We start from the raw sequence: 18,643 nt of genomic DNA, 5'->3' as shown, positions 1-18,643 counted from the left end.
CAATGCAGACAGGAATAGTCGGCCTCGGACGCATGGGCGGCAACATGGCGGCCCGCTGGCGGGACCGCGGCCACGAGGTGATCGGCTACAGCCGCACCTCCCCGGACCGTGACGTGAACTCGCTTGAGGAACTGGTCGGCAAGCTCGCCGCCCCGCGCGTGGTCTGGCTCATGCTCCCGGCCGGGGACCCCACCCGCCAGGCGATCCGTCAGCTGGCCGGCCTGCTGTCCCCGGGCGACGTGGTCGTCGAGGGCGGCAACTCCCGCTTCAGCGACGACACCGAGCACGCCCGGATGCTCGCCGAGCACGGCGTCGGTTACGTCGACTGCGGTGTCAGCGGCGGCGTCTGGGGCCGGGAGAACGGCTACGCGGTGATGTGCGGCGGCTCGGACGAGCACGTGCGCCGGGTGTGGCCCCTCCTGGAGGCACTCGCCCCGGAGGAGGACGGCATCTGCCACGCCGGTCCGGTGGGCGCCGGCCACTACACCAAGATGGTCCACAACGGCATCGAGTACGGCATGATGCAGGCCCTCGCCGAGGGCTACGAGTTGCTGGAGGCCAGCGAGTACGTGCCCGACGTGCCGAAGGTGCTGGCCTCCTGGCGGCACGGCACGGTCGTACGGTCCTGGCTGCTCGACCTTCTCGTCCGCGCTCAGGAGCAGGACTCCGGTCTCGCCGGTCTGTCCGGCCGGGTCGACGACTCCGGCGAGGGCCGCTGGACGGTCGAGGAGGCGGTACGGCTGGCGGTGTCCGCCCCCGCGATGACCGCAGCGCTCTTCGCCCGCTTCGCCTCCCGCAAGCCGGACGCCGCCCAGCTCAGGGCGCTGGCGGCGATGCGGCAGCAGTTCGGCGGGCACGCGGTGCACGCGGCGCAGGGGCCCTCGGCCGACAACGGCTGACACATCCTGTCAGGCCGGGGACACAGGACCCGGCCATCCCTCCGACATCCGCCGCGGCAGAGACATGCCGCGGCGGACCGTGACATGCGCCGCCGAAGAGATCCCGGCCCACGCGACCGAGCTGTGGCAGCGGTCCGACCCGAGCGGTCCGCCGCCGTGACGAGCGAAGGACGGCACACACATGGAAGACGAACACAGCAGACCGGAACGACCCGTAAAACCCCTCACCCGCCGGGTGCTCCTCGCCTCGACCGCCGCCGCCGCCGCAGGCATGCTGATCGCGGTCGGCGAGCACGCCACAGCGGAAGGAACCGCTGAAGCCGGTGCTCAGGTGGACCCCGCGGCAGCCGGCGCTCAGATGGCGCCGGTAGCGGTGGAGCGTCCGGCCGACGACCACGCCCACGACGGACGGGGCGTGGTCGAGGCGGCCGCTGACGCGCCCGGGCACAAGGTCCTCACCCCCTACCTCGACCCCCTGCGCATTCCCCCGCCCCTCAAGAAGACCCGCGCCGACGGAGTTTCGTACGCCACCGTCCGGATGCGGGCCGCGACGGTGCGCCTGCACTCACAGCTTCCGCCCACCCCCGTGTGGACCTACGACGGGCACGTACCGGGACCCACGATCGAGGTCCGCCGGGGCGAGCGGCTCCGCGTCACCTGGACCAACAGCCTCTCCGGCGCCTTGCCGCTCACCGCGGTCGAGGTCCCCAACGTCACGCAGACACCGCCGATCTGGGACCAGCCGGGCCGGAGCGGGTACCCGGCGCGCGAGGATGTCGCAGAGCTACGGCCGTGGACCGTCGTACACCTGCACGGGGCCCTCACGGGAAGCGGCAACGACGGCTGGCCGGAGAACGGGCTGCAGCCGGGCGCGTCGCAGCTGTCGGAGTACCCCAACGACCAGCCCGCGGCTGCGCTGTTCTACCACGACCACGCCATGAACATCACCCGGTGGAACGTGATGGCCGGACTGTCGGGGATGTATCTGATACGCGACGAGGAGGAGGACGGTCTCGGCCTCCCGAGCGGTGCCCACGAGGTGCCCCTGCTCATCTCCGACCGCAATCTGGAGACCGACGACGCCGGCCTGCTGACCGGACGCCTCCTGCACAAGACGGTCGTCATCCACAGCGAACCGCTGCTGCAGATGCGGGCGTTCACCGGACCGTACACCCTGGTCAACGGGGTCATATGGCCTCACCTCGAGGTGCAGCCCCGGTGGTACCGCTTCCGTCTGGTCAACGGTGCCAACACCCGTCAGTACGAACTCCGGCTGACCGACGAGGACGGCCGCGCCGTGCCGGCCGGCACCGTCCACCAGATCGGCACCGACCACGGGCTGCTGGACGAGCCCGTGCCGGTGCACGACGGTCTGACGCTGGCGTCCGCCGAGCGCGCGGACCTGCTGGTCGACTTCTCGGCGTTCCGAGGCCGCCGCCTGCGGCTGGTGAACACCAACGCCAACCCGGATCCGGGACCCTGGCCGCAGGTGATGGAGTTCCGAGTGGCGCGGCAGCCGGTCCGCGACCCGTTCGTCATGCCGCAGCGGCTGCGCGGCGCCCGCGGGGACACGAGGCCTGCCAGGCCCGGCACGGAGAGACTGGTCGTGCTGACGCCCATGGGCCCCGGGCAGGCCCTGTGCTGGGAGATGGAGAAGACCGGCGCCCCCTCCGGTGAGCTGCCTGTCGACGGCATCGTGCAGATCAAGGAGGCGGACGGGAGCGTCACCACGTACCGGCGCAGGGCGGCCGACTTCCACGATCCGGTGCGCTTCTTCGTGCGTACGCGGAGCTGGGAGAGGTGGCGCTTCCTGCATGCCGCACCCAGCGGCTGGCCGCATCCCATGCACATCCACGCGACCAGCTTCCGGGTGGTGAGCCGGGAGACGTACGACGTCGGCGGGTTCACGTCGTTCCCGATGCCCGATGGAGGCATCGGCTGCGGCAGCGGCACCCCGCTGAAGTGGACCGGAGCCGGTGCGGTGCCGCCCGGGGAGCAGGGCTGGAAGGACACGGTCCGGGTCGGGGCCGGCGAACTGGTCACGGTGGACGGCTACTTCGGCGACTCCTCGGGACAGTTCGTCTACCACTGCCACATGCTCGAACACGAGGACATGGGCATGATGCGCCGGTTCGTGGTCCAGCCGGAGCAGATACAGGACATCGGCGACATGAGCATGAGCATGGACACGGGCTCGGGCATGTCGGATTCGGAGCAGGACGCGGAGACGCACGGATGAACACGCGGGGCGGCCGGAGAGACGACGGCAGGGGCTTGGCGCTGCTGGTGGCCGGGGCGTTCTTCATGGAGAACCTGGACGGCACGATCATCTCCACGGCCGCCCCCGACATGGCCGCATCCCTCGGGGTGCGGCCGGTGGACATCGGTCTCGCCATCACGGCGTACCTGGTCGCTCTCGCGGTGTTCATTCCGGCGAGTGGCTGGGCCGCCGACCGCTACGGCGCCCGGCGTGTCTTCGCCGCGGCCGTCACGGTGTTCACCGCCGCCTCGGCGCTGTGCGCCGCTGCTCCAGGGCTCCCGGAGCTGGTGGCGATGCGGGTGGTGCAGGGAATCGGCGGGGCGATGATGGTGCCCGTCGGCAGACTGGTGGTGCTGCGCGGCACACGTAAGACCGACCTGCTGCGGGCCATCGCCTATCTGACCTGGCCGGGACTGCTTGCCCCCGTCGCCGCACCCGCGCTCGGGGGTCTGTTCACCCAGTACGCGTCATGGCACTGGATCTTCCTGGTCAATGTCCCGCTCGGAGTGGCGGCGCTGGTGCCGGCCCTGCGGATGGTGCCCGACCTCAGGGAGGCCGAGCCGCCCCGTCTCGACTGGGCGGGCTTCGTGCTCGGCGGGGCGGGGCTGGCGGCGACGGTGTACGGGCTGGAGTTGTTCGGCGGACCGCCGGGAGTGTGGGGCGGCGCCACGGCATGGGCAGGCGCGGGCACGCTCGTCTGCATTCTGACGGTCGTTCATTTCCTGCGCGCACGGCACCCGTTGCTCGATCCGACGCTTCTGCGGGTGCGCACGTTCCGGGTGTCCAACGTCGGCGGGGCGCTGTTCCGCGCCGCGATCAGCGCCGTGCCGTTCCTGCTGCCGCTGATGTTCCAGGACGCCTTCGGCTGGAACGCGGCCCGGGCCGGGCTCGTCCTGGTCGCGGTCTTCGCCGGCAATGTCGCCGTGAAGCCCCTCACCACCCCGCTCCTGCGCCGCTTCGGTTTCCGCACCGTGCTCCTGGCGAACGGGGCCGCCACCGCGGGGACGTTCCTGCTCTGCGGGTCACTCGGCCCCCGCACGCCTGTGTTCGTGGTGCTGACCGTGCTGTTCGCCAGTGGTGTGTGCCGGTCCGTCTCCCTCAGCGCCTATGCCTCGATCGGCTTCGCCGACATCGAACCGGACCGGACCAGCTCCGCCAACACGCTCTCCAGCACGATGCAGCAGCTCGCCGCGGGGCTCGGCGTCGTCTTCGGTGCCGTGGCCCTGCGCGCGGCCGGCGCATTCGCCGCGCCGCTCGGCCTGGACGGGCCGACGGCGCCGTACCGACTGGCGTTCGGGCTGCTGGCGCTGCTCCCGCTCCTTTCCGTCGCGGAGGCGGCGCGCCTGCGGCCCGACGTCGGAGCGGTCGTCACCGGCGCCGGGCGGTTCCGCGACCGGACGGCAGGACGGCCCGTCCGGTGAACTGCCGCCGGGAGAGGTCAGTACGTCTCGCGCAGCAGCCGGTACAGCCGCTCGGTGCGGGGCCGGGCGTCCGCCATCCGCCGGGCCGCGAGGGGGTCGGGGGCCACCGTGCGGTGCGGGCGAGCCTGAACCGGGGCGAGGGGGGTGGCGGCCAGGGACGGAAGGTCGCCGAGGGCGCGCCGGCCGAGCAGGGCGGCGCCGAAGCCGGAGCCCGCCGCGTCGTCGGTGATCTCCAACGGCATGTCGAGTGCGGCGGCCACGATCTCCGCCCACAGCCTGGAGCGCAGAGCTCCGCCGGTCGCCCGTACGGTGGTGATCGGTGCGCCGGCCTCGCACAACGAGTCGCGCACCAGGGCGAGTTGCTGGCCGACGCCCTCGATCATGGCGCGTGCCATGTGTGCCCTGCCGTGTCCGCGCCGCAGGCCGATCAGGGCACCGCGTGCGTCCGGGTCCCACCACGGGGCCCGTTCGCCGAGCAGATGGGGCAGCGCGAGCAGCCCCTCCGCCCCGGGCTCGACCGCGGCCGCCTCCTTCAGCAGATCGGCGACGTCGATGTCGCCGAAGGACTCGGCGGCCCACTGGGCGACGACCCCGGCGTTGCTGACCGCGCCGCCGAGCACCCACAGCCCGTCGGCGAGGTAGTAGCAGAACACCCGGCACCGTTCGTCCACGCCCGGGCGGTCGCGTACGACGCGGAGGGCTCCGCTGGTGCCCAGGGACAGGGCGGCGGTCGCGGGCGCGGTGGCGCCGACCGCCAGGTTGGCGAGCGGCCCGTCTCCGGCTCCGGTGACCACGGGCAGGCCGGCGGGCAGACCAAGAGCGGAGGCGGGTTCGGGGAGCAGCGCGAACACCTCGGTGGGCGGGACGAGTTCGGGCAGCCGCTCGGAGCTCACTCCGGCGGCCTCCAGTGCCGGCGGGTGCCATCGGGTGGTGCGCATGTCCATCAGGCCGGTGGCCGACGCGCAGGAGAGGTCGGTCACCAGGCGGCCGGTCAGCCGGGACAGGACGAAGTCCTTCAGACCGCACCAGGCGACCGCACGCCTCATCAGCGCGGGTTCGTGCGCGGTGTACCAGGCGAGTTTGGCCAGCGGCGCCATGGGGTGGACGGGGGTACCGGTGGCCCGGTGCAGCTCCGCGCTCCCGTCGGCCGCGCGCAGGCTCCGGGCGACGTCGGCCGCGCGGGTGTCGGCCCAGCTCAGCGCGGGGGTCAGCGGGGTTCCGGAGGCGTCGAGGGCGAGCAGGGTGTGCAGGGCCGCGCTGAAGGACAGGCCACCGACGGCAAGCCCCTGTCGTGTGCACGCGTCGGTGCTCTCGCGCACCGCCTCGATCACCCCGGCCAGCACCGCCTCGGGGTCGTGCACGGCTTCACCGTCGCGTGCGGTGCGCATCGGGGCAGGGCGCTCGACGGTCGACACCAGCCGGTGGTCGCCGTCCACCGCGACCACTTTGGTGGCGGTGGTGCCCAGGTCGATGCCGAGCACCACCTCGCCGACGTCGTTCATCACGTTCTCCGTTTCGGCTTGGCTCCGGGCACGCCCTTCGGGGTCGGCTCGGCAGAGGAATCGGGTTGGGTGCCCGCCCGGCGCCCAGGCAGCGGGGATCAGAGGCGCGGGGCGGGCGGCTCAGGGGCCGGAGAACCAGCGAGCGTCGGCGGGATCGGTGAGAGCCCCGCCGGGCGTCTCCGGCGTGACCGTAACAGCATATGGAGTCGAAGCCAACATGCTGGACGAGCACCCTACAAAGTTGCAGACCGAGGCGGCATCCTCACCTCTTTCCTCAGTCTTGCGTACAGGATATTGTTCATCAAACAGTATTTGGTTCAGGAGGTCAGGTGCCAGGACATATGGAGGTGGGTGTCGCCGGGCTCGGAGTCATGGGCTCCGCCATCGCCCGTCGGCTGCTCGCACGCGAACGCGCGGTGCGCGTCTACGACATCCGGCCGGAGGCCGTCGCCGGCCTCGCCCGGGACGGGGCCGCGACGGCGCAATCGCCCGCCCTGCTCGCCACGTCGGGTGTGGTGGTCCTCTCCCTCAACACCGCCGACATCGTGGAGCAGGTGGCCTTCGGGCCGGGCGGGGTGCTGACTTCCGCACCGGAGGGCGTGCTCGTGATCGACATGTCGAGCATCGACCCGGAACGCACCCGCGAGTTCGCCGAGCGTGCCGCGAAGCTGGGCGCCGGCTGGGTCGACGCCCCGCTGTCGGGCGGTGTCCCGGGTGCCGAGCGCGGTGAGCTGACTCTGATGCTCGGCGGCGAGGAGGAGCATGTCGAACGCGCACTGCCCGTTCTCGGTGCCCTGGCCTCCCGGCTGACGCACCTCGGCCCGCCCGGCGCCGGTCAGTTGGTGAAGTCCGTCAACCAGGTGCTGGTCGGCTGCGGATTCGCCGCCCTCGCCGAGGCGGCCGCCCTGGTGCGGGCGGCGGGACTGCCACCCCGGAAGGTGCTCACCGCACTCAGTGGAGGCAGGGCCGATTCAGCGCTGCTGCAGGAGTTCTTCGTCAAGTTCGCCGAGGCGGACCTCTCCCCCACCGGACGGGTCAGCAACATGGTCAAGGACCTGGAGGCCGCCCGCGACTACGCGCGCTCGGCCGGTGTGCCGCTGCCGGTCACCACCGCCGTCGCGGAACTGCACCGCTGGCTCAGTGCAGCCGGGCACGGAGACGCCGACAACGCGGCCCTGATGCACTACTACACCCCTTTGGAGGTACGGCCGTGAAGACGTCCGCCCTGTTCGACCTCAGCGGCCGCCGCGCCCTGATCACCGGCTCCAGCAAAGGCATCGGAGCAGCCCTCGCCGCCGGCCTGGCCGAGGCAGGCGCCGAACTCGTCCTCAACGGCCGCGACACCGCGGCGCTGGAGCAGGCACGGGACGACCTGGCCGAACGCACCGGGGCGAAGGTGCACACGGCGGCCTTCGACGTCACCGACGAGACGGCCGTACGACGAGCGGTCCAGGAGATCGAGGACGGCATCGGCCCGTTGGACATCCTCGTCAACAACACCGGTGTGCAGCACCGTGAGCCGATGCTGGAGGTCTCCGCGGCGACCTTCGAACGGGTCCTGCACACCAACCTCACCAGCGCCTTCCTGGTGGGCCGCACGGTCGCCGCCGGGATGGTCACCCGCGGCCACGGGAAGATCGTCAACATCTGCTCCGTCCAGACCTGGCTGGCCCGGCCCGGCATCGCGGCCTACGCGGCGTCCAAGGGCGGCCTCGCCATGCTGACCCGCAGCATGTGCGCGGAATGGGCCGGATCGGGGCTCACCGTCAACGCGCTCGCCCCCGGCTACGTGGTCACCGAGCTGACCCGCCCGCTGGTGGAGGACCCCGCCTTCGACTCATGGATCCGGGGCCGTACCCCGGCCGGACGCTGGGCCTCGGTCGAGGACCTGGTCGGCACGCTGGTGTGGCTCGCGGCACCGGCGTCGGACTTCGTCAACGGCCAGGTGATCGCCGTCGACGGCGGACTGACCGCGGTCGTCTGACCCATCGTCATTCAGCACACGCAACCAATCGAAGCAGCCGAAGCGTTCGGCGGAGAGCGGGACGAGAACATGGACTCAGCGACGATGCGGGCCGTGGTGGCGCACGGCGCGGGCGACCTTCGTCTGGAGGAGCGGCCGGTACCGGTGCCCGGTCCGGGGGAGGTCGCGGTCGACATCCGGTACGGCGGCATCTGCGGCTCCGACCTGCACTACTGGCGCCACGGCGCGGTCGGCGAGTTCCGGCTCCGCGAGCCGCTGGTGCTCGGCCACGAGATCGTGGGCCAGGTGCGCGAGGCGGGCCCCGGCACCCAGGCGCCGCCGCCGGGGACACCGGTGGCCGTGCACCCGCTGGCCTCCTGCGGCAGTTGCCGACAGTGTCTCGCCGGGCGGCGCAACACCTGCCTGGACACCGGCTACCTGGGCAGCGCCGCCCGCAACCCCCATGTGCAGGGCGGCTTCGCCGACGTCATCGTCGTACCCGCCGAGCGGGTGCTCGCGCTGCCCGACGGTCTGGACCCGCGGCTCGCCGCGGTCGCCGAGCCGGCCGCGGTCGCCTGGCATGCCGTACGACAGGCCGGCGACGTACGCGGCAAGCGGGTGCTGGTCACCGGAGCGGGCCCCATCGGCTGCCTCGTGGTGGCGGCACTCCGGGCCGCCGGCGCCGGCGAGATCACCGTGACCGATGTGCACGAGGCCCCGCTGGCCGTCGCCAGGCAAGTGGGCGCCACCTCGACCGTACGGGTCGGCGCCGACGCCGACGGGCTCGACGAACTCGCCGCGGACCTCGCGATCGAGTCCTCCGGCAGCCCGGCGGGACTGCGCACGTGTGTGTACGGAGTCGACCGCGGCGGCCTCGTCGTGGGCCTCGGCCTGCTCCCGCCCGGGGACACCCCGGTGGCCGCCAACGCGCTGATCACCAGGGAACTGCGGCTCGTCGGCTCCTTCCGCTTCGACGACGAGCTCGCCGACGTCCTCCGGGCACTCGCCGACGGCAGCCTCCCCGTGGACCCGGTGGTCACCTCCGTAGTACCCGTGGCCGACGCACAGAAGGCGTTCGAGCTCGCGGCCGACCCCGCCCGCTCGTGCAAGGTGCTGCTGGACTTCGAGGAGCAGCCGACGGCCTGACACGAGACCGCGCGCCCCGATCCCCCTCGCCTGCAACGGAGTTGAACATGTCCGGCACACCTTCCCACCGCCCCCGAGTGGCGGTCGCCCGCACCGGCCTTCCGGGAGACGGCGTCAGACGCCTCGCCACCCGCTTCGACGTCACCGCCTGGCCGGGAAGCGCACCGCCCGCCCCGGCCGAGCTGGGCGAGCTGGCCCGGGACTGCGAGGGGCTGCTGGTCCTCGGCAGCGACCGCGTCGACACCGCGCTGCTCGACGCGGCGGGACCCGGCCTGCGGGTCGTCGCGCTCGCCTCGATGGGCTACGACGGTATCGACGTGGCAGCCGCCGAGGAGCGCGGTGTCGTCGTCACCCACACCCCCGATGTGCTCGCGGACACCACCGCCGACGTGGCGATGGCTCTGATCCTCATGGCTCGGCGCCGCCTGCCCGCAAGCGTGGACACGCTGCGCCGCGGCGGTTGGGGCGCCTTCCGGATGGACGCGTTCCTCGGGCTCGACGTGCACGGCGCGACACTCGGGCTGATCGGCTACGGCCAGATCGCGCGCGCCGTGGCCCGCCGAGCCGCCGGTTTCGGTATGCGCGTGCAACACCACCACCCACGACGCAAGGAGGACGACGAACTGTCCCGCTGGGTGCCGTTCGAAGAACTCCTGCGGACCAGCGACGTGGTGTCCGTGCACACTCCGCTGACGGAGGAGACCAGGGGCCTGATCGGTGCCACCGAACTCGCCCTGATGAGACCGACCACGACCCTGGTCAACACCGGACGCGGTGGAGTGGTGGACGAGGACGCCCTGCTGGGGGCGCTGCGCCGCGGCGAACTGCACTCGGCGGGGCTGGACGTGATGACCGGCGAGCCGCGCACGGACCCTTCCGACCCGCTGTTCGCCGAGCCGCACCTGGTGGTGCTGCCGCACGTCGGCTCGGCGACGGAGGCGACCCGCGCGGCCATGGTGAGCCTCGCCGCCCGCAACATCGAGGCGGTCCTGGACGGGCAGGCCGCCCCCACCCCGATCCCGGGCACACCGGACCGGCCCGGCACTCCCCCCACGTAAGCCGCCTCGTCAGCCCGGGGCCAGGTCGGAGTACACGATGTGGTGGTCCGAGTACGGGCTCGGCTGCACATGGTGTTCGAGCGGGACGATGCCGCGCAGGAAGACGTAGTCGAACTTGCTCTGCCAGTCGGTGGTCGGCTCGCAGATGCCGGTGGACAAGGGACGGCACTGCGGGTCCATGTCCGTGGCCAGTGGCCACATCTCGCTGAGCTCGGGGGCGTCCGGCACCGCGTTGAAGTCGCCGATGACGATGGCGCGGTCGTACCGGGCGACCTCCGCGGCGAGGACGCCGACCTGCTCCGCCCGGACCGTCTCCTGGCGGCGTTCGGCGAGGTGGGTGTTGAAGACCCGGACCGGCCGGCCGCCCACCATGGTGGTGACCGCCATGTACCCGCGGTCCTCGGATCCTCCGTCGGGATACTCCACGGCGACGTGGTCGGTCATCGGTGCCGCCGAGAGAATGGCTTCGCCGTAGCCTCCCGGATTCCACGGCGCTCCCCCGCAGCGGCCCCAACTACGCAGAACCGACCCGTACTCGACGTGGTAGTCGAGCCCGTAGAGGCTCTCCAGATAGTCCCGGATCCGCTCGACGTCACCCACGCACGCCTCTTGCAGCCCGATGACCTGCGGCGCGAACGTGGCGATCTCCGCCGCCCGGTCGACGGCGCCGCTCTCGCAGGGGTTGCATATGTTCCAGGTCATGACCCGGTTCGGTACGACGTCCCGGTCGGCCGCGACGGGCAGTGACCCGTCGGAGGAGGCACCGCTCGGTGCACTGGGGCCGACGAGCACCATCCAGACCGCGGTCATGGCACCCGCGAGCAACCGCGTGCCCCTTCCCAGCACCATCGCCTCCTCCACATGGACACACAGGGCGGCAGGAATCAGGCTGACCGGCCGCGGGCCGTGCCCGGAACATCGTAGAAGGCGGTGCCGGGACGGCCTGTCGCCCCGACACCGCGCCCCTGTCACTCCTCGTCGCGCAGCCGGGCCGCCAAGGAGGCCAACGGCTCGGTCTCCTCGGTGTGGCCCAGGGCGGTCAGGCGGGAGACCGCCGCGTCGAGGCGGGTGAGGGCGGGGGCGGGGCGTTCCAGGTAGAGGCCCTCCACGGCGCCCGCGAGGCGGACGCACTCCGCCCACTCGCCCGCGCGGTCGTCGTCCTGTCCCGGTTCGCCGAGCAGGGTGAGGGCCCGGTCCAGGTGGACCAGCGCGTCCTCGTACTCACCCGCGTAGGCGTTGACCCTGCCGTGTTCGTAGGCCAGGGCCGTGTCCAGGGAGCGCCCGCGGGCCTCGTACCCGGCGGCACGCGCCTCGTCGGCGACCTTGCCGGCGTCGGTGAGGAAGGCGAGGGCGTCCGCCAGGCCCTCCGGACCCTGCCGCTGGGCCTGGAGGCGGGCGAGTTCGCGCAGGCAGTTGCTGAGCTGCTCGAAACGCGGAGCCTGGGCATGGGCGGCGATCGCCTGGTCCGCGGCTTCGCGCGCCCGGCCGAACTCGCCGGACTCACCGAGGAGTACAGCCGTCTCCGCGGCGATCATGGCGTGGCTCCCAGGGTCGTCGGCCCAGCCCGCCGACTCGGCCGCGAGGGTGACGAACTCCGCCGTGGCGGCCTTGAGGTCCTCACCGGCGTGCAGTGCGCGGGCACGGGTCAGGCGCAGTTGGGCGGCCAGCCGGTCGTCCAGTTCCCCGGCGACGACGTCCGGTTCGGCCAGCAGGGAGTCGAGCAGCGCGATGCAGTCCTCGATGCGTCCCAGGTCGAGGCTGAGCTGGGCCGCGTTGCTGTAGGTGCAGAACGCGTCGATCCTGCTGCCGAGGCGAAGGTCGGCCTCCGCCGAACGCGTCAGGTGCCGCAGTGCCTCCTCGGGGCGGCCCAGATGCATACAGGCCTCGGCCAGATCGCCGTGGATACGGGTGATCTCGACCGTGCCGTCCGGCCAGTCGGCCGCCAGCCGCAGGCCTTCGGTGAGGTCCGTGTACGCGCTCTGCGCGTCCCTGAGGCCCAACTGGAGCCTGCCGCGCAGTGCGAGTGTGCGGGGCAGGTGCCAGGCCGGGCCCTGTGACCTCAGCCGGTCCAGGAGGGCGTCGATCTCGGAGACCGCGGCGGGCAGATCGCCGGAGAGGGCGTATGTGCTGGCCCGCAGCAGCAGGCCGCCGGAGATCTGCGCGGCGACGTCGTGCCGGGTGGCGAAGTCGTGCAGCAGGTCCACCTCGGCGAAGACCGGCGCGATGTGCTCCTCGCTCCTCGTCGTCTGGAGGCGCAGGCCGAGCGCGGTCGCCCGCAGCCGCAACAGCCGGGCCTCCTGGTACGGGGCGAGACCGGGCGTCTCCTCGCACAGCCGGACCATTGCGGCGTGGGCGGCGGCCAGCGCGGCGGCCTTCGCCTCGACACCGCCGACCCTGTCCGCGGACTCGGAGCCGACGGCACCCTCCGCGGACTCGCCACCGACGGCCACCCCCACAGACCCGGCACCACCGGCACCCTCCACGAAATCGGAACCGCCGGAGCTGTCCGAGGACTCGGAGCCGACAGCACCCTGCACGGACTCGCCACCGACGGCCACCCCCACGGGCCCGGCACCACCGGCACCCTCCGCGGAATCAAGGCCGTCGGCGTCCCTCGCGGAGCCTGCGTTGTCGGCACCCTTCGCGGACCCGGCACCTTCCGTGCTTTCCTCGGGCTCCGCCTCCTCCTTGCCCTCCGCCGGAATCTCGGCCGCGGCGAGCAGCGCGCAGGCGTGCGCGAGGGCCGCGTGGGCCGGCAGGCCGGCGGCGTCGTACAGGGCCGCGGCCTCCTCGTGGAGGTCGGCGGCCTCGCTGTACTCGTCCTTCTCGCCCGCCCGGCTCGCCTCGTCGGCCAGCAGGTCCGCGCGCAGTCGTACGAGCGGGCCGACGGCCGGGTCGTCGGGGTGGGCGTAGTCGCGGGCGGCGACGAGCGTGCGCAGCCGTGCCCAGCAGGCCTGTGCGTCCGGGTGCCCCTCCTCGTCCAACTCCCGTGCGCGGAGGATGAGTTCGGGCAGCGAGTCGGGGACTGCGGTCACCGTACGGGCGGCCGGCGCGGCGACCGTGGTGGCCGGGGCCACGTCGTCGAGGGCGCGGGTGCGCAGGGTGAGTTCCAGTGCGTCCAGGAGCGGGGCACGGTCGAGACGGGCCCGGCGGCGGTCGGCGTGGGTCGTGGTGCCGTTACGGGCGTCGAAGCGGGCGGCGAGGTCGTCGGCGCAGTCCCGCACCTCGGCGTGGAGACCGGACACCGTCCAGATGCGGCCCGCGTATCCGGCGGCGGGCAGTTGTCCATGACCGAGGAGCTCGATCCGCTGGAGCAGGACCTCCACGCCGGTCAGGAAGTCGAGCTGCTCCAGCGGTGAGTCGACCTCGTCGAACAGGCCGCGGTTCTCGGCGAGCAGTTCCAGGCCGCGTGCCTCGTTGCCGGTCAGCGCGCAGAACTCCAGGTGCCGGCCGACCTCCCCGGACATCGAGGGGTTGCGGCGGCAGCCGCGGTAGCCGGTCAGGTGCAGTTCGCGGGCCCGGTCGGTACGGCCGGTGCGCAGCAGGGGCAGCAGCGCGTGCGACACGGAGCGGGCCGGCTCCTCCTGGCAGGACTCCTTCCCCGCCAGGACGGGCTCCCAGGCGCTCAGGGCCCGCTCGTCGTCGCCCGCCGCGAGATGGAACAGGGCCCGTTCACAGATCTCGCAGGCCTCGCAGTCGCTGAGCCGGGTACGGGTACGGCCCGCCCACAACTCGTAGGCGGGGACGGTGTCCTGACCGGTGTGGGCGGCGAGCTGGTACGCCTGCCCGTAGTAGGGCTGAAGGGCGAGGCCGGCCTTCTCGTACCGGTCACGCATCTCCGTCAGCCACTGCCGCAGGCTGGCCAGCGGTATCTCGGGCAGTTGACGCAGGGCATGGGCCACCCACTTGAACCGCCAGAACAGCATGTGGCGCAGACGCTCGTCGAAGAGGTCGGGCTGCTCGTCGAAGAGGGTGAGCAGCCGGGCGAAGACGACGGGCGACTTGCGGGGTTCGGAGCCGTAGGTGTACGCCTCCTGGAGTTCGAGGAGGGCGTGGACGAGCGCGACGGGCTCCTCGAACTGCTCGGCGGCGTCGACGAGTTCCTCGGCGGTGACGGTGCGGGGGCGGCCGTACGGACGCCCGTCGTTCTCCTGGAGCGCCCGGTACAGCTCTTCGGTGGTCTGGGGTGTGGTGGGCATCGTCAGCTGTCCTTGCGGAGGGCGTGGGCGAGGAGGTCGAGGAAGGAGCGGTTGATGAGGCTCGACTCGGCGGGCCTGAGCGGGCGCCGGGACAGCATCGCCGCCTGCCCGTAGAGGGCCTCGGCGCTGGTGCGGGCCAGTTCGGGTTCGTCGATGGTGACGGCGGTGCGCACCAGCGGGTTGAGCTGGTTGAGGATCAGCTGGGCCCGCGGGGCCTCCTGGCGCAGATGGCCGAGGATGTCGCCCCACAGGCCGCCGTCCTGCTCACGGGCGAGCTGGGAGCGGGTGCGCTCGTGCCTGGCCTCGCGGCTGTCGACGAGGAGGGCGGGGGCGGAGGCGGGCTGGAAGGTGCGCAGCGCGACGTCGCAGTCGAAGACGGCGAGGGCGTCACGGGCCTGGGCGAGGTAGGCCGCGGCGGCGAGTTCCGTCTCCCGGTCGACGGGGTCGAGGTGGGCGGTGAGGGTCGCCGGGTCGAGGTCGGCGACGGTGGCCTCGGGCCTGATCTCGGGGAGCCGGTGGACCAGTTCACGGTCGTAGGTGTAGCCGCCGTTGACGACGCCGAGGCCGGCGGCGGAGGCGATCGCCGCGACCTGTCGGAACTCCTCCACGCTCGATGTCACGAGGACCGTGCGGTGGCGGCGCGCGAACTCGTCGAGGGTGGTGTGCCCGTCGGTGGTCTCGAACGGCAGCCAGGGCAGCAGCATCCGCAGGATCTCGTCGTCGTGCACCGCGAGCGACTTCACGGCCAGGTGGTGGGCCTGAAGGAAGCGGCCAAGGAGCTCCGGGTCGCTGGCGGCGGCCCGGGCGATCCACGCGCGCAGCCGCTCGGCGAGGGCGTCGCGGACGGCGGCGAGGGTGTCGTCCTCGTACAGGGACTCGCGCGAGGCCGTCGGGCGCAGGCTCTCGGCGTCGACGACGCAGCGGACGAAGAACGCCCAGTCGGGCAGGATCTCCTCGGCCTGCTCGGACAGCAGCATGCCCTTGACGTGCACGCGGTGGCCGTGGCGGCGCCCGGCCGGCACCGCCTCGGGCAGCACGCAGGCGATGCCCTTCAGGCCCACGGCGGGCAGGTCCAGCTCGATGGTGTCCAGCGGCGTGAACCCGAAGACCTCCTCGCCGTACGCGGCCAGCGCGCGGGAACGGGCTCCTGGTGTGGGGTAGGTACGCGCCCAGGGTGCCGGCTCGGGGTTGACGGCCGCTCCAGGGTCGCCCTGGCCTCCTGTGCCGTCATCGAAGGTCACCGGGTGGCGGAGCAGGGAACCGAAGTGGCGGGCCAGCGCGTGGACTTGGGCCGGGCTGGTCCATTCGGCCGCGTCGGCGCGCGGGGTCAGAGTGACGGTGGTGCCGGGCCGGGGGCGGGCGGAGGCGGGCAGGGTGCGGACGGTGTAGCTGCCGTCGCCGCGTCCGCGCCACTCGACGGCGGGTGCGTCGGGGGTGCGGGCGGAGCGGCTCACGACGTGGATCTCGTCCGCGACCAGGAAACAGGAGAGCAGACCGATGCCGAACTGGCCGATGAAGTCGGCGCGTTGCTCGGCTATCCGCTCTGCGCGTTTGCTGCTGCGGCCGATCGTGGCGAGGAACGTGTGCACGTCGGCCTCGGTGAGACCGACGCCGTCGTCCTCGACTCGCACCACCGAGCCGTCGGCGTACAGGCGGATGCCGAAGGCGGCGTCGGCGCGGCCGGACGGTTCGAGGGCGTGCCGGGCGGTCAGCGCGTCCACCGCGTTCTGCAGGAGCTCGCGCAGATAGACGCGGGGGCTTGAGTACAGGTGGTGGGAGAGGAGATCGACGAGGCCGCGCAGGTCCACCTGGAAGGTGCGGTCGGCGCGGGCCGGGCTCGAAGGGGTGTCGGGCAGAGTCATCGGGCAGTCCGGGGTGAGGTCGTCGACGAGCGGCGGGCGGGGGCGGGCTCAGGCACGGCGCCGGAAGCGGGCGTACGTCTTCTCCGGCTGTGCCATGTACGTCCAGGGCCACGTGGTGCAGGCGCCGTCCAGCTCGTGGAAGACACGCGGGGCCACGATGCTCTCGGTGGACAGGCCCAGGGCCATGGCGAAGATGTTGAAGTCCTCCTGCCAGCCGAGGGGCCGCTCGTAGGCGGGGTGGAGAATGCTGCGCCGGGCCGCCTCCCTCAACTCCTCCTGGACCTGGGTGGTGTCGAGATGGTCCTTGCTGTCCGACTCCACCCACTCCTCGATGTGGGCCATGGCGATCACACAGCCGAGGCGGTGCCCGTCGGGCGCGCCGGCGAAGGCTCCGCGGGCGAACTCCAGGGCCTGGCCGGGCTCACCGCCCCACCTGGGCTGCAGCTGCGACACCCACTCGATGTGGGTCTCCAGGTCCAGCGGGTCGCGCCGCAGCGCGGCGTCACGCCGGGTCTCGTTGATGGCGGGGCCCAGCGACATGCCGCGCCCGGAGGTGAGCAGACGCCGCCACGGAGTGATCCACTCCGGCCGCAACTCGGCGGCTTCCAGGAGCTGTTCCTCGGCGATGTGGAGCCGCTCGTGGAAGGTCCGCCACTGCTCCTGCGTGACGTTCACGGCGCGCGCGGAGGTGCGGGCCTCCCAGCCCCAGCTGATGTGACGCGTGCCGGAAATCAGCAGGGCGGTGGCCCGGTGTTCCTTGTCCTCCTCGACGGCCCGGCCGATCCAGTCCTGCAGACCGTCCAGTTCGGCGAGTTCGGCGAGGACCTGGTGGTCGCGGCCGAGGTCGAAGGGGGCCAGGGCCGCCTTGACGGCCTCCCAGTCACCGGCGTCGGCCGCTTCCACCAGCGCGAGCACCCGGGTGTCCCCGAGGGCACGCAGGGCGTACGTCCCGTTCCTCTGTCTGCGCGGAACGGGCAGGGCGTGCGGATCCGCCGGTCTCTCCGCATCCCTGCCGAACAGCTTGCCGAACATGCCGCGCCCTCCCCTGGTACCGCGTGATCGTCCGGTGCAGCATAAGCGGCACCACTGACAGCGCTTCCACCGGGTTTTCACACGCGCTCGACCGGGTTGTCACACATCGAGGGACCGGCGGGCCGAGGAAGCGACGTGCGCCGAAGTCCCCGACCGGGCGGCCTACCTGGCGTGGCCGTCGGACCGGCGGCGGTGCAGTGTGAACGTCTCGAAGACCGACAGGTCGCCGTTCGGCTTGTTCACGTTGTAGTAGGTCACGTGCATGCGGGTGGTGTCGCCGGCGTGCCGGCCGGGGTCGACCGTGAAGGCGGCGAAGCCGTAGGGGTGGTCGATGTCCCGGACCCCCGTTCAGACCGCCTCTTCCTTGGTGTAGGTGGAGGTGCGCTTGCCGTTGGCGCCCGCGGTCGCCGACACCGCGGTGATCACCTTGGCGCTGCCGTCCTTGAAGAAGTTCTGGTTCGTGGTACCCGAGACGCCTCCGCCGCCGAGGATCATGTGCACGGTGCCGAGGCCGGTGTCGATGGAGTCCGTGGCCCCGGACACCGGGTTGGGGGTCAGTGTCTCGCTGCCGGTGACGACTCCGCGGACGGCCAGCGAGCGCTCGTAGTTGTGCTCGTGGCCGCACAGCACCAGGTCCACGCCGTACTTGTCGAACAGGGGGCCGTACTTCTGGCGCAGTCCGAGGTCGGCGCCGTTGGCGTCGGAGGAGCTGATCATGACCTGGTGCATCGCGACGACCACCCAGTCGACGTCACGGGAGGACCGCGCCGCCTTGAGTTCCTTTTCCAGGAAGGCGAGTTGGCGCCCTCCGGAGTAGCCGTTGATGTAGATGTCGCCGCCGTCCTGGAGGCAGTTGTCGTCGTTCTGCAGCACGATCACGCGGACCGAGCCGACCGTGAACGCGTACCAGAGACCGGCGAGTTCGGCGTCCGTCTCGGTGGAGGGGAGGTCGAAGTAGGTCTGGTAGCCGCCGAGTCCGAGCGCGCCGTTGGCCTTCTCGATCTCGTGGTTGCCGGCCGCCGGCATCCAGGGGCGGAAGCGTGCCGAACGGGTGTTGTTGGTGAAGAAGTTGTTCCAGGTGCGGACCCGGTCGACATCGAGGTTCGCGTAGCACTCCCGCGTCTGCATCGGCCGCTCCCGAGACATGCGCCGGCAGTGGTGCGGCATGGAGTCGCGCGGCAACAGGATCAAGGCGGCGGCGTACCGGGCCCGCAAGAAGACCCCCTCGGCGTGCAGGACCCCGGGAGCGGCTGACCCGCCTCGACGGGGCATTGCCTCAGCCGGAGCCGTCTGATGATCAG

General features: G+C 72.2%; 13 protein-coding genes and 1 pseudogene. 8 read left to right on the top strand and 6 right to left on the bottom strand.

The window, feature by feature from the left end; translation table 11 throughout:
* Positions 1-2 precede the first annotated feature (2 nt).
* The 3 genes from gnd to ACI2L1_RS29150 all read left to right on the top strand — a co-directional run bounded on the left by gnd (position 3) and on the right by ACI2L1_RS29150 (position 4,580).
* A complete protein-coding gene (gnd, locus tag ACI2L1_RS29160) occupies positions 3-899 on the top strand; it encodes a phosphogluconate dehydrogenase (NAD(+)-dependent, decarboxylating) (RefSeq protein ID WP_404742363.1) in 897 nt (298 codons plus the stop codon).
* Positions 900-1,080: 181 nt separating this feature from the next.
* Positions 1,081-3,138 carry a multicopper oxidase family protein gene (locus ACI2L1_RS29155; protein ID WP_404742362.1) on the top strand — a complete coding sequence of 686 codons (2,058 nt, stop codon included), beginning with the start codon at positions 1,081-1,083 and terminating at the stop codon, positions 3,136-3,138.
* Complete coding sequence (locus tag ACI2L1_RS29150) at positions 3,135-4,580, top strand: MFS transporter (RefSeq protein WP_404742361.1); 1,446 nt, start codon at positions 3,135-3,137, stop codon at positions 4,578-4,580. The genes ACI2L1_RS29155 and ACI2L1_RS29150 overlap by 4 nt, the downstream gene beginning before the upstream one ends.
* Before the next feature lie 17 nt (positions 4,581-4,597).
* On the opposite strand, the gene ACI2L1_RS29145 is transcribed toward ACI2L1_RS29150, so the two are convergent.
* The gene (locus ACI2L1_RS29145) at positions 4,598-6,082 is read right to left on the bottom strand and encodes a gluconokinase (protein ID WP_404742360.1); all 1,485 of its coding nucleotides are present in this window, start codon (positions 6,080-6,082) and stop codon (positions 4,598-4,600) included.
* 329 nt (positions 6,083-6,411) lie between these two features.
* Here ACI2L1_RS29145 and ACI2L1_RS29140 point away from each other — a divergent pair, with 329 nt between their 5' ends.
* The 4 genes from ACI2L1_RS29140 to ACI2L1_RS29125 all read left to right on the top strand — a co-directional run bounded on the left by ACI2L1_RS29140 (position 6,412) and on the right by ACI2L1_RS29125 (position 10,249).
* Positions 6,412-7,296 (top strand): NAD(P)-dependent oxidoreductase, encoded by an 885-nt coding sequence (locus ACI2L1_RS29140; RefSeq protein WP_404742359.1) that lies wholly within the window; start codon positions 6,412-6,414, stop codon positions 7,294-7,296.
* A complete protein-coding gene (locus ACI2L1_RS29135; protein WP_404742358.1) occupies positions 7,293-8,066 on the top strand; it encodes an SDR family oxidoreductase in 774 nt (257 codons plus the stop codon). The genes ACI2L1_RS29140 and ACI2L1_RS29135 overlap by 4 nt, the downstream gene beginning before the upstream one ends.
* A gap of 69 nt (positions 8,067-8,135) precedes the next feature.
* Positions 8,136-9,191, top strand: a complete 1,056-nt coding sequence (locus tag ACI2L1_RS29130) for an L-idonate 5-dehydrogenase (RefSeq protein WP_404742357.1) — start codon at positions 8,136-8,138, stop codon at positions 9,189-9,191.
* 47 nt (positions 9,192-9,238) lie between these two features.
* Complete coding sequence (locus ACI2L1_RS29125; RefSeq protein WP_404742356.1) at positions 9,239-10,249, top strand: 2-hydroxyacid dehydrogenase; 1,011 nt, start codon at positions 9,239-9,241, stop codon at positions 10,247-10,249.
* Between the two features lie 9 nt (positions 10,250-10,258).
* Here ACI2L1_RS29125 and ACI2L1_RS29120 read toward each other — a convergent pair whose 3' ends face one another.
* The 5 genes from ACI2L1_RS29120 to ACI2L1_RS29100 all read right to left on the bottom strand — a co-directional run bounded on the left by ACI2L1_RS29120 (position 10,259) and on the right by ACI2L1_RS29100 (position 18,470).
* Positions 10,259-11,098, bottom strand: a complete 840-nt coding sequence (locus tag ACI2L1_RS29120) for an endonuclease/exonuclease/phosphatase family protein (protein ID WP_404742355.1) — start codon at positions 11,096-11,098, stop codon at positions 10,259-10,261.
* A 119-nt stretch (positions 11,099-11,217) separates the two neighbouring features.
* Entirely contained in the window at positions 11,218-14,448 is a 3,231-nt protein-coding gene (locus tag ACI2L1_RS29115; RefSeq protein ID WP_404742354.1) for a hypothetical protein, read from the bottom strand.
* Positions 14,449-14,450: 2 nt separating this feature from the next.
* Positions 14,451-16,310, bottom strand: a complete 1,860-nt coding sequence (locus ACI2L1_RS29110; RefSeq protein ID WP_404742353.1) for an HSP90 family protein — start codon at positions 16,308-16,310, stop codon at positions 14,451-14,453.
* A 48-nt stretch (positions 16,311-16,358) separates the two neighbouring features.
* A complete protein-coding gene (locus ACI2L1_RS29105; protein WP_404742352.1) occupies positions 16,359-17,342 on the bottom strand; it encodes a hypothetical protein in 984 nt (327 codons plus the stop codon).
* Between the two features lie 348 nt (positions 17,343-17,690).
* Positions 17,691-18,470 (bottom strand): metallophosphoesterase, encoded by a 780-nt coding sequence (locus ACI2L1_RS29100; protein ID WP_404742351.1) that lies wholly within the window; start codon positions 18,468-18,470, stop codon positions 17,691-17,693.
* Between ACI2L1_RS29100 and ACI2L1_RS29095 the strand changes: the two are divergent.
* Positions 18,457-18,636: pseudogene (locus ACI2L1_RS29095) on the top strand (CGNR zinc finger domain-containing protein); the annotation flags it as partial. The gene ACI2L1_RS29100 and the pseudogene ACI2L1_RS29095 sit on opposite strands and share 14 nt — an antisense overlap.
* Between the last annotated feature and the right edge of the window lie 7 nt (positions 18,637-18,643).

The organism is Streptomyces sp. NPDC019531 (assembly GCF_044903305.1).
In the GTDB taxonomy this organism is placed as follows: domain Bacteria; phylum Actinomycetota; class Actinomycetes; order Streptomycetales; family Streptomycetaceae; genus Streptomyces.
Note: the sequence above shows the minus strand (reverse complement) of the source record. Positions and strands in the feature narration are given on the sequence as shown.

Excerpts from the sequence above, each read along its gene's own strand:
- gnd (WP_404742363.1), top strand. The coding sequence starts at position 3 with ATGCAGACAGGAATAGTCGGCCTCGGACGCATGGGCGGCAACATGGCG.
- ACI2L1_RS29155 (WP_404742362.1), top strand. The coding sequence starts at position 1,081 with ATGGAAGACGAACACAGCAGACCGGAACGACCCGTAAAACCCCTCACC.
- ACI2L1_RS29150 (WP_404742361.1), top strand. The coding sequence starts at position 3,135 with ATGAACACGCGGGGCGGCCGGAGAGACGACGGCAGGGGCTTGGCGCTG.
- ACI2L1_RS29145 (WP_404742360.1), bottom strand. The coding sequence starts at position 6,082 with ATGAACGACGTCGGCGAGGTGGTGCTCGGCATCGACCTGGGCACCACC.
- ACI2L1_RS29130 (WP_404742357.1), top strand. The coding sequence starts at position 8,136 with ATGGACTCAGCGACGATGCGGGCCGTGGTGGCGCACGGCGCGGGCGAC.
- ACI2L1_RS29125 (WP_404742356.1), top strand. The coding sequence starts at position 9,239 with ATGTCCGGCACACCTTCCCACCGCCCCCGAGTGGCGGTCGCCCGCACC.
- ACI2L1_RS29120 (WP_404742355.1), bottom strand. The coding sequence starts at position 11,098 with ATGGTGCTGGGAAGGGGCACGCGGTTGCTCGCGGGTGCCATGACCGCG.
- ACI2L1_RS29115 (WP_404742354.1), bottom strand. The coding sequence starts at position 14,448 with ATGCCCACCACACCCCAGACCACCGAAGAGCTGTACCGGGCGCTCCAG.
- ACI2L1_RS29110 (WP_404742353.1), bottom strand. The coding sequence starts at position 16,310 with ATGACTCTGCCCGACACCCCTTCGAGCCCGGCCCGCGCCGACCGCACC.
- ACI2L1_RS29105 (WP_404742352.1), bottom strand. The coding sequence starts at position 17,342 with ATGTTCGGCAAGCTGTTCGGCAGGGATGCGGAGAGACCGGCGGATCCG.
- ACI2L1_RS29100 (WP_404742351.1), bottom strand. The coding sequence starts at position 18,470 with ATGCAGACGCGGGAGTGCTACGCGAACCTCGATGTCGACCGGGTCCGC.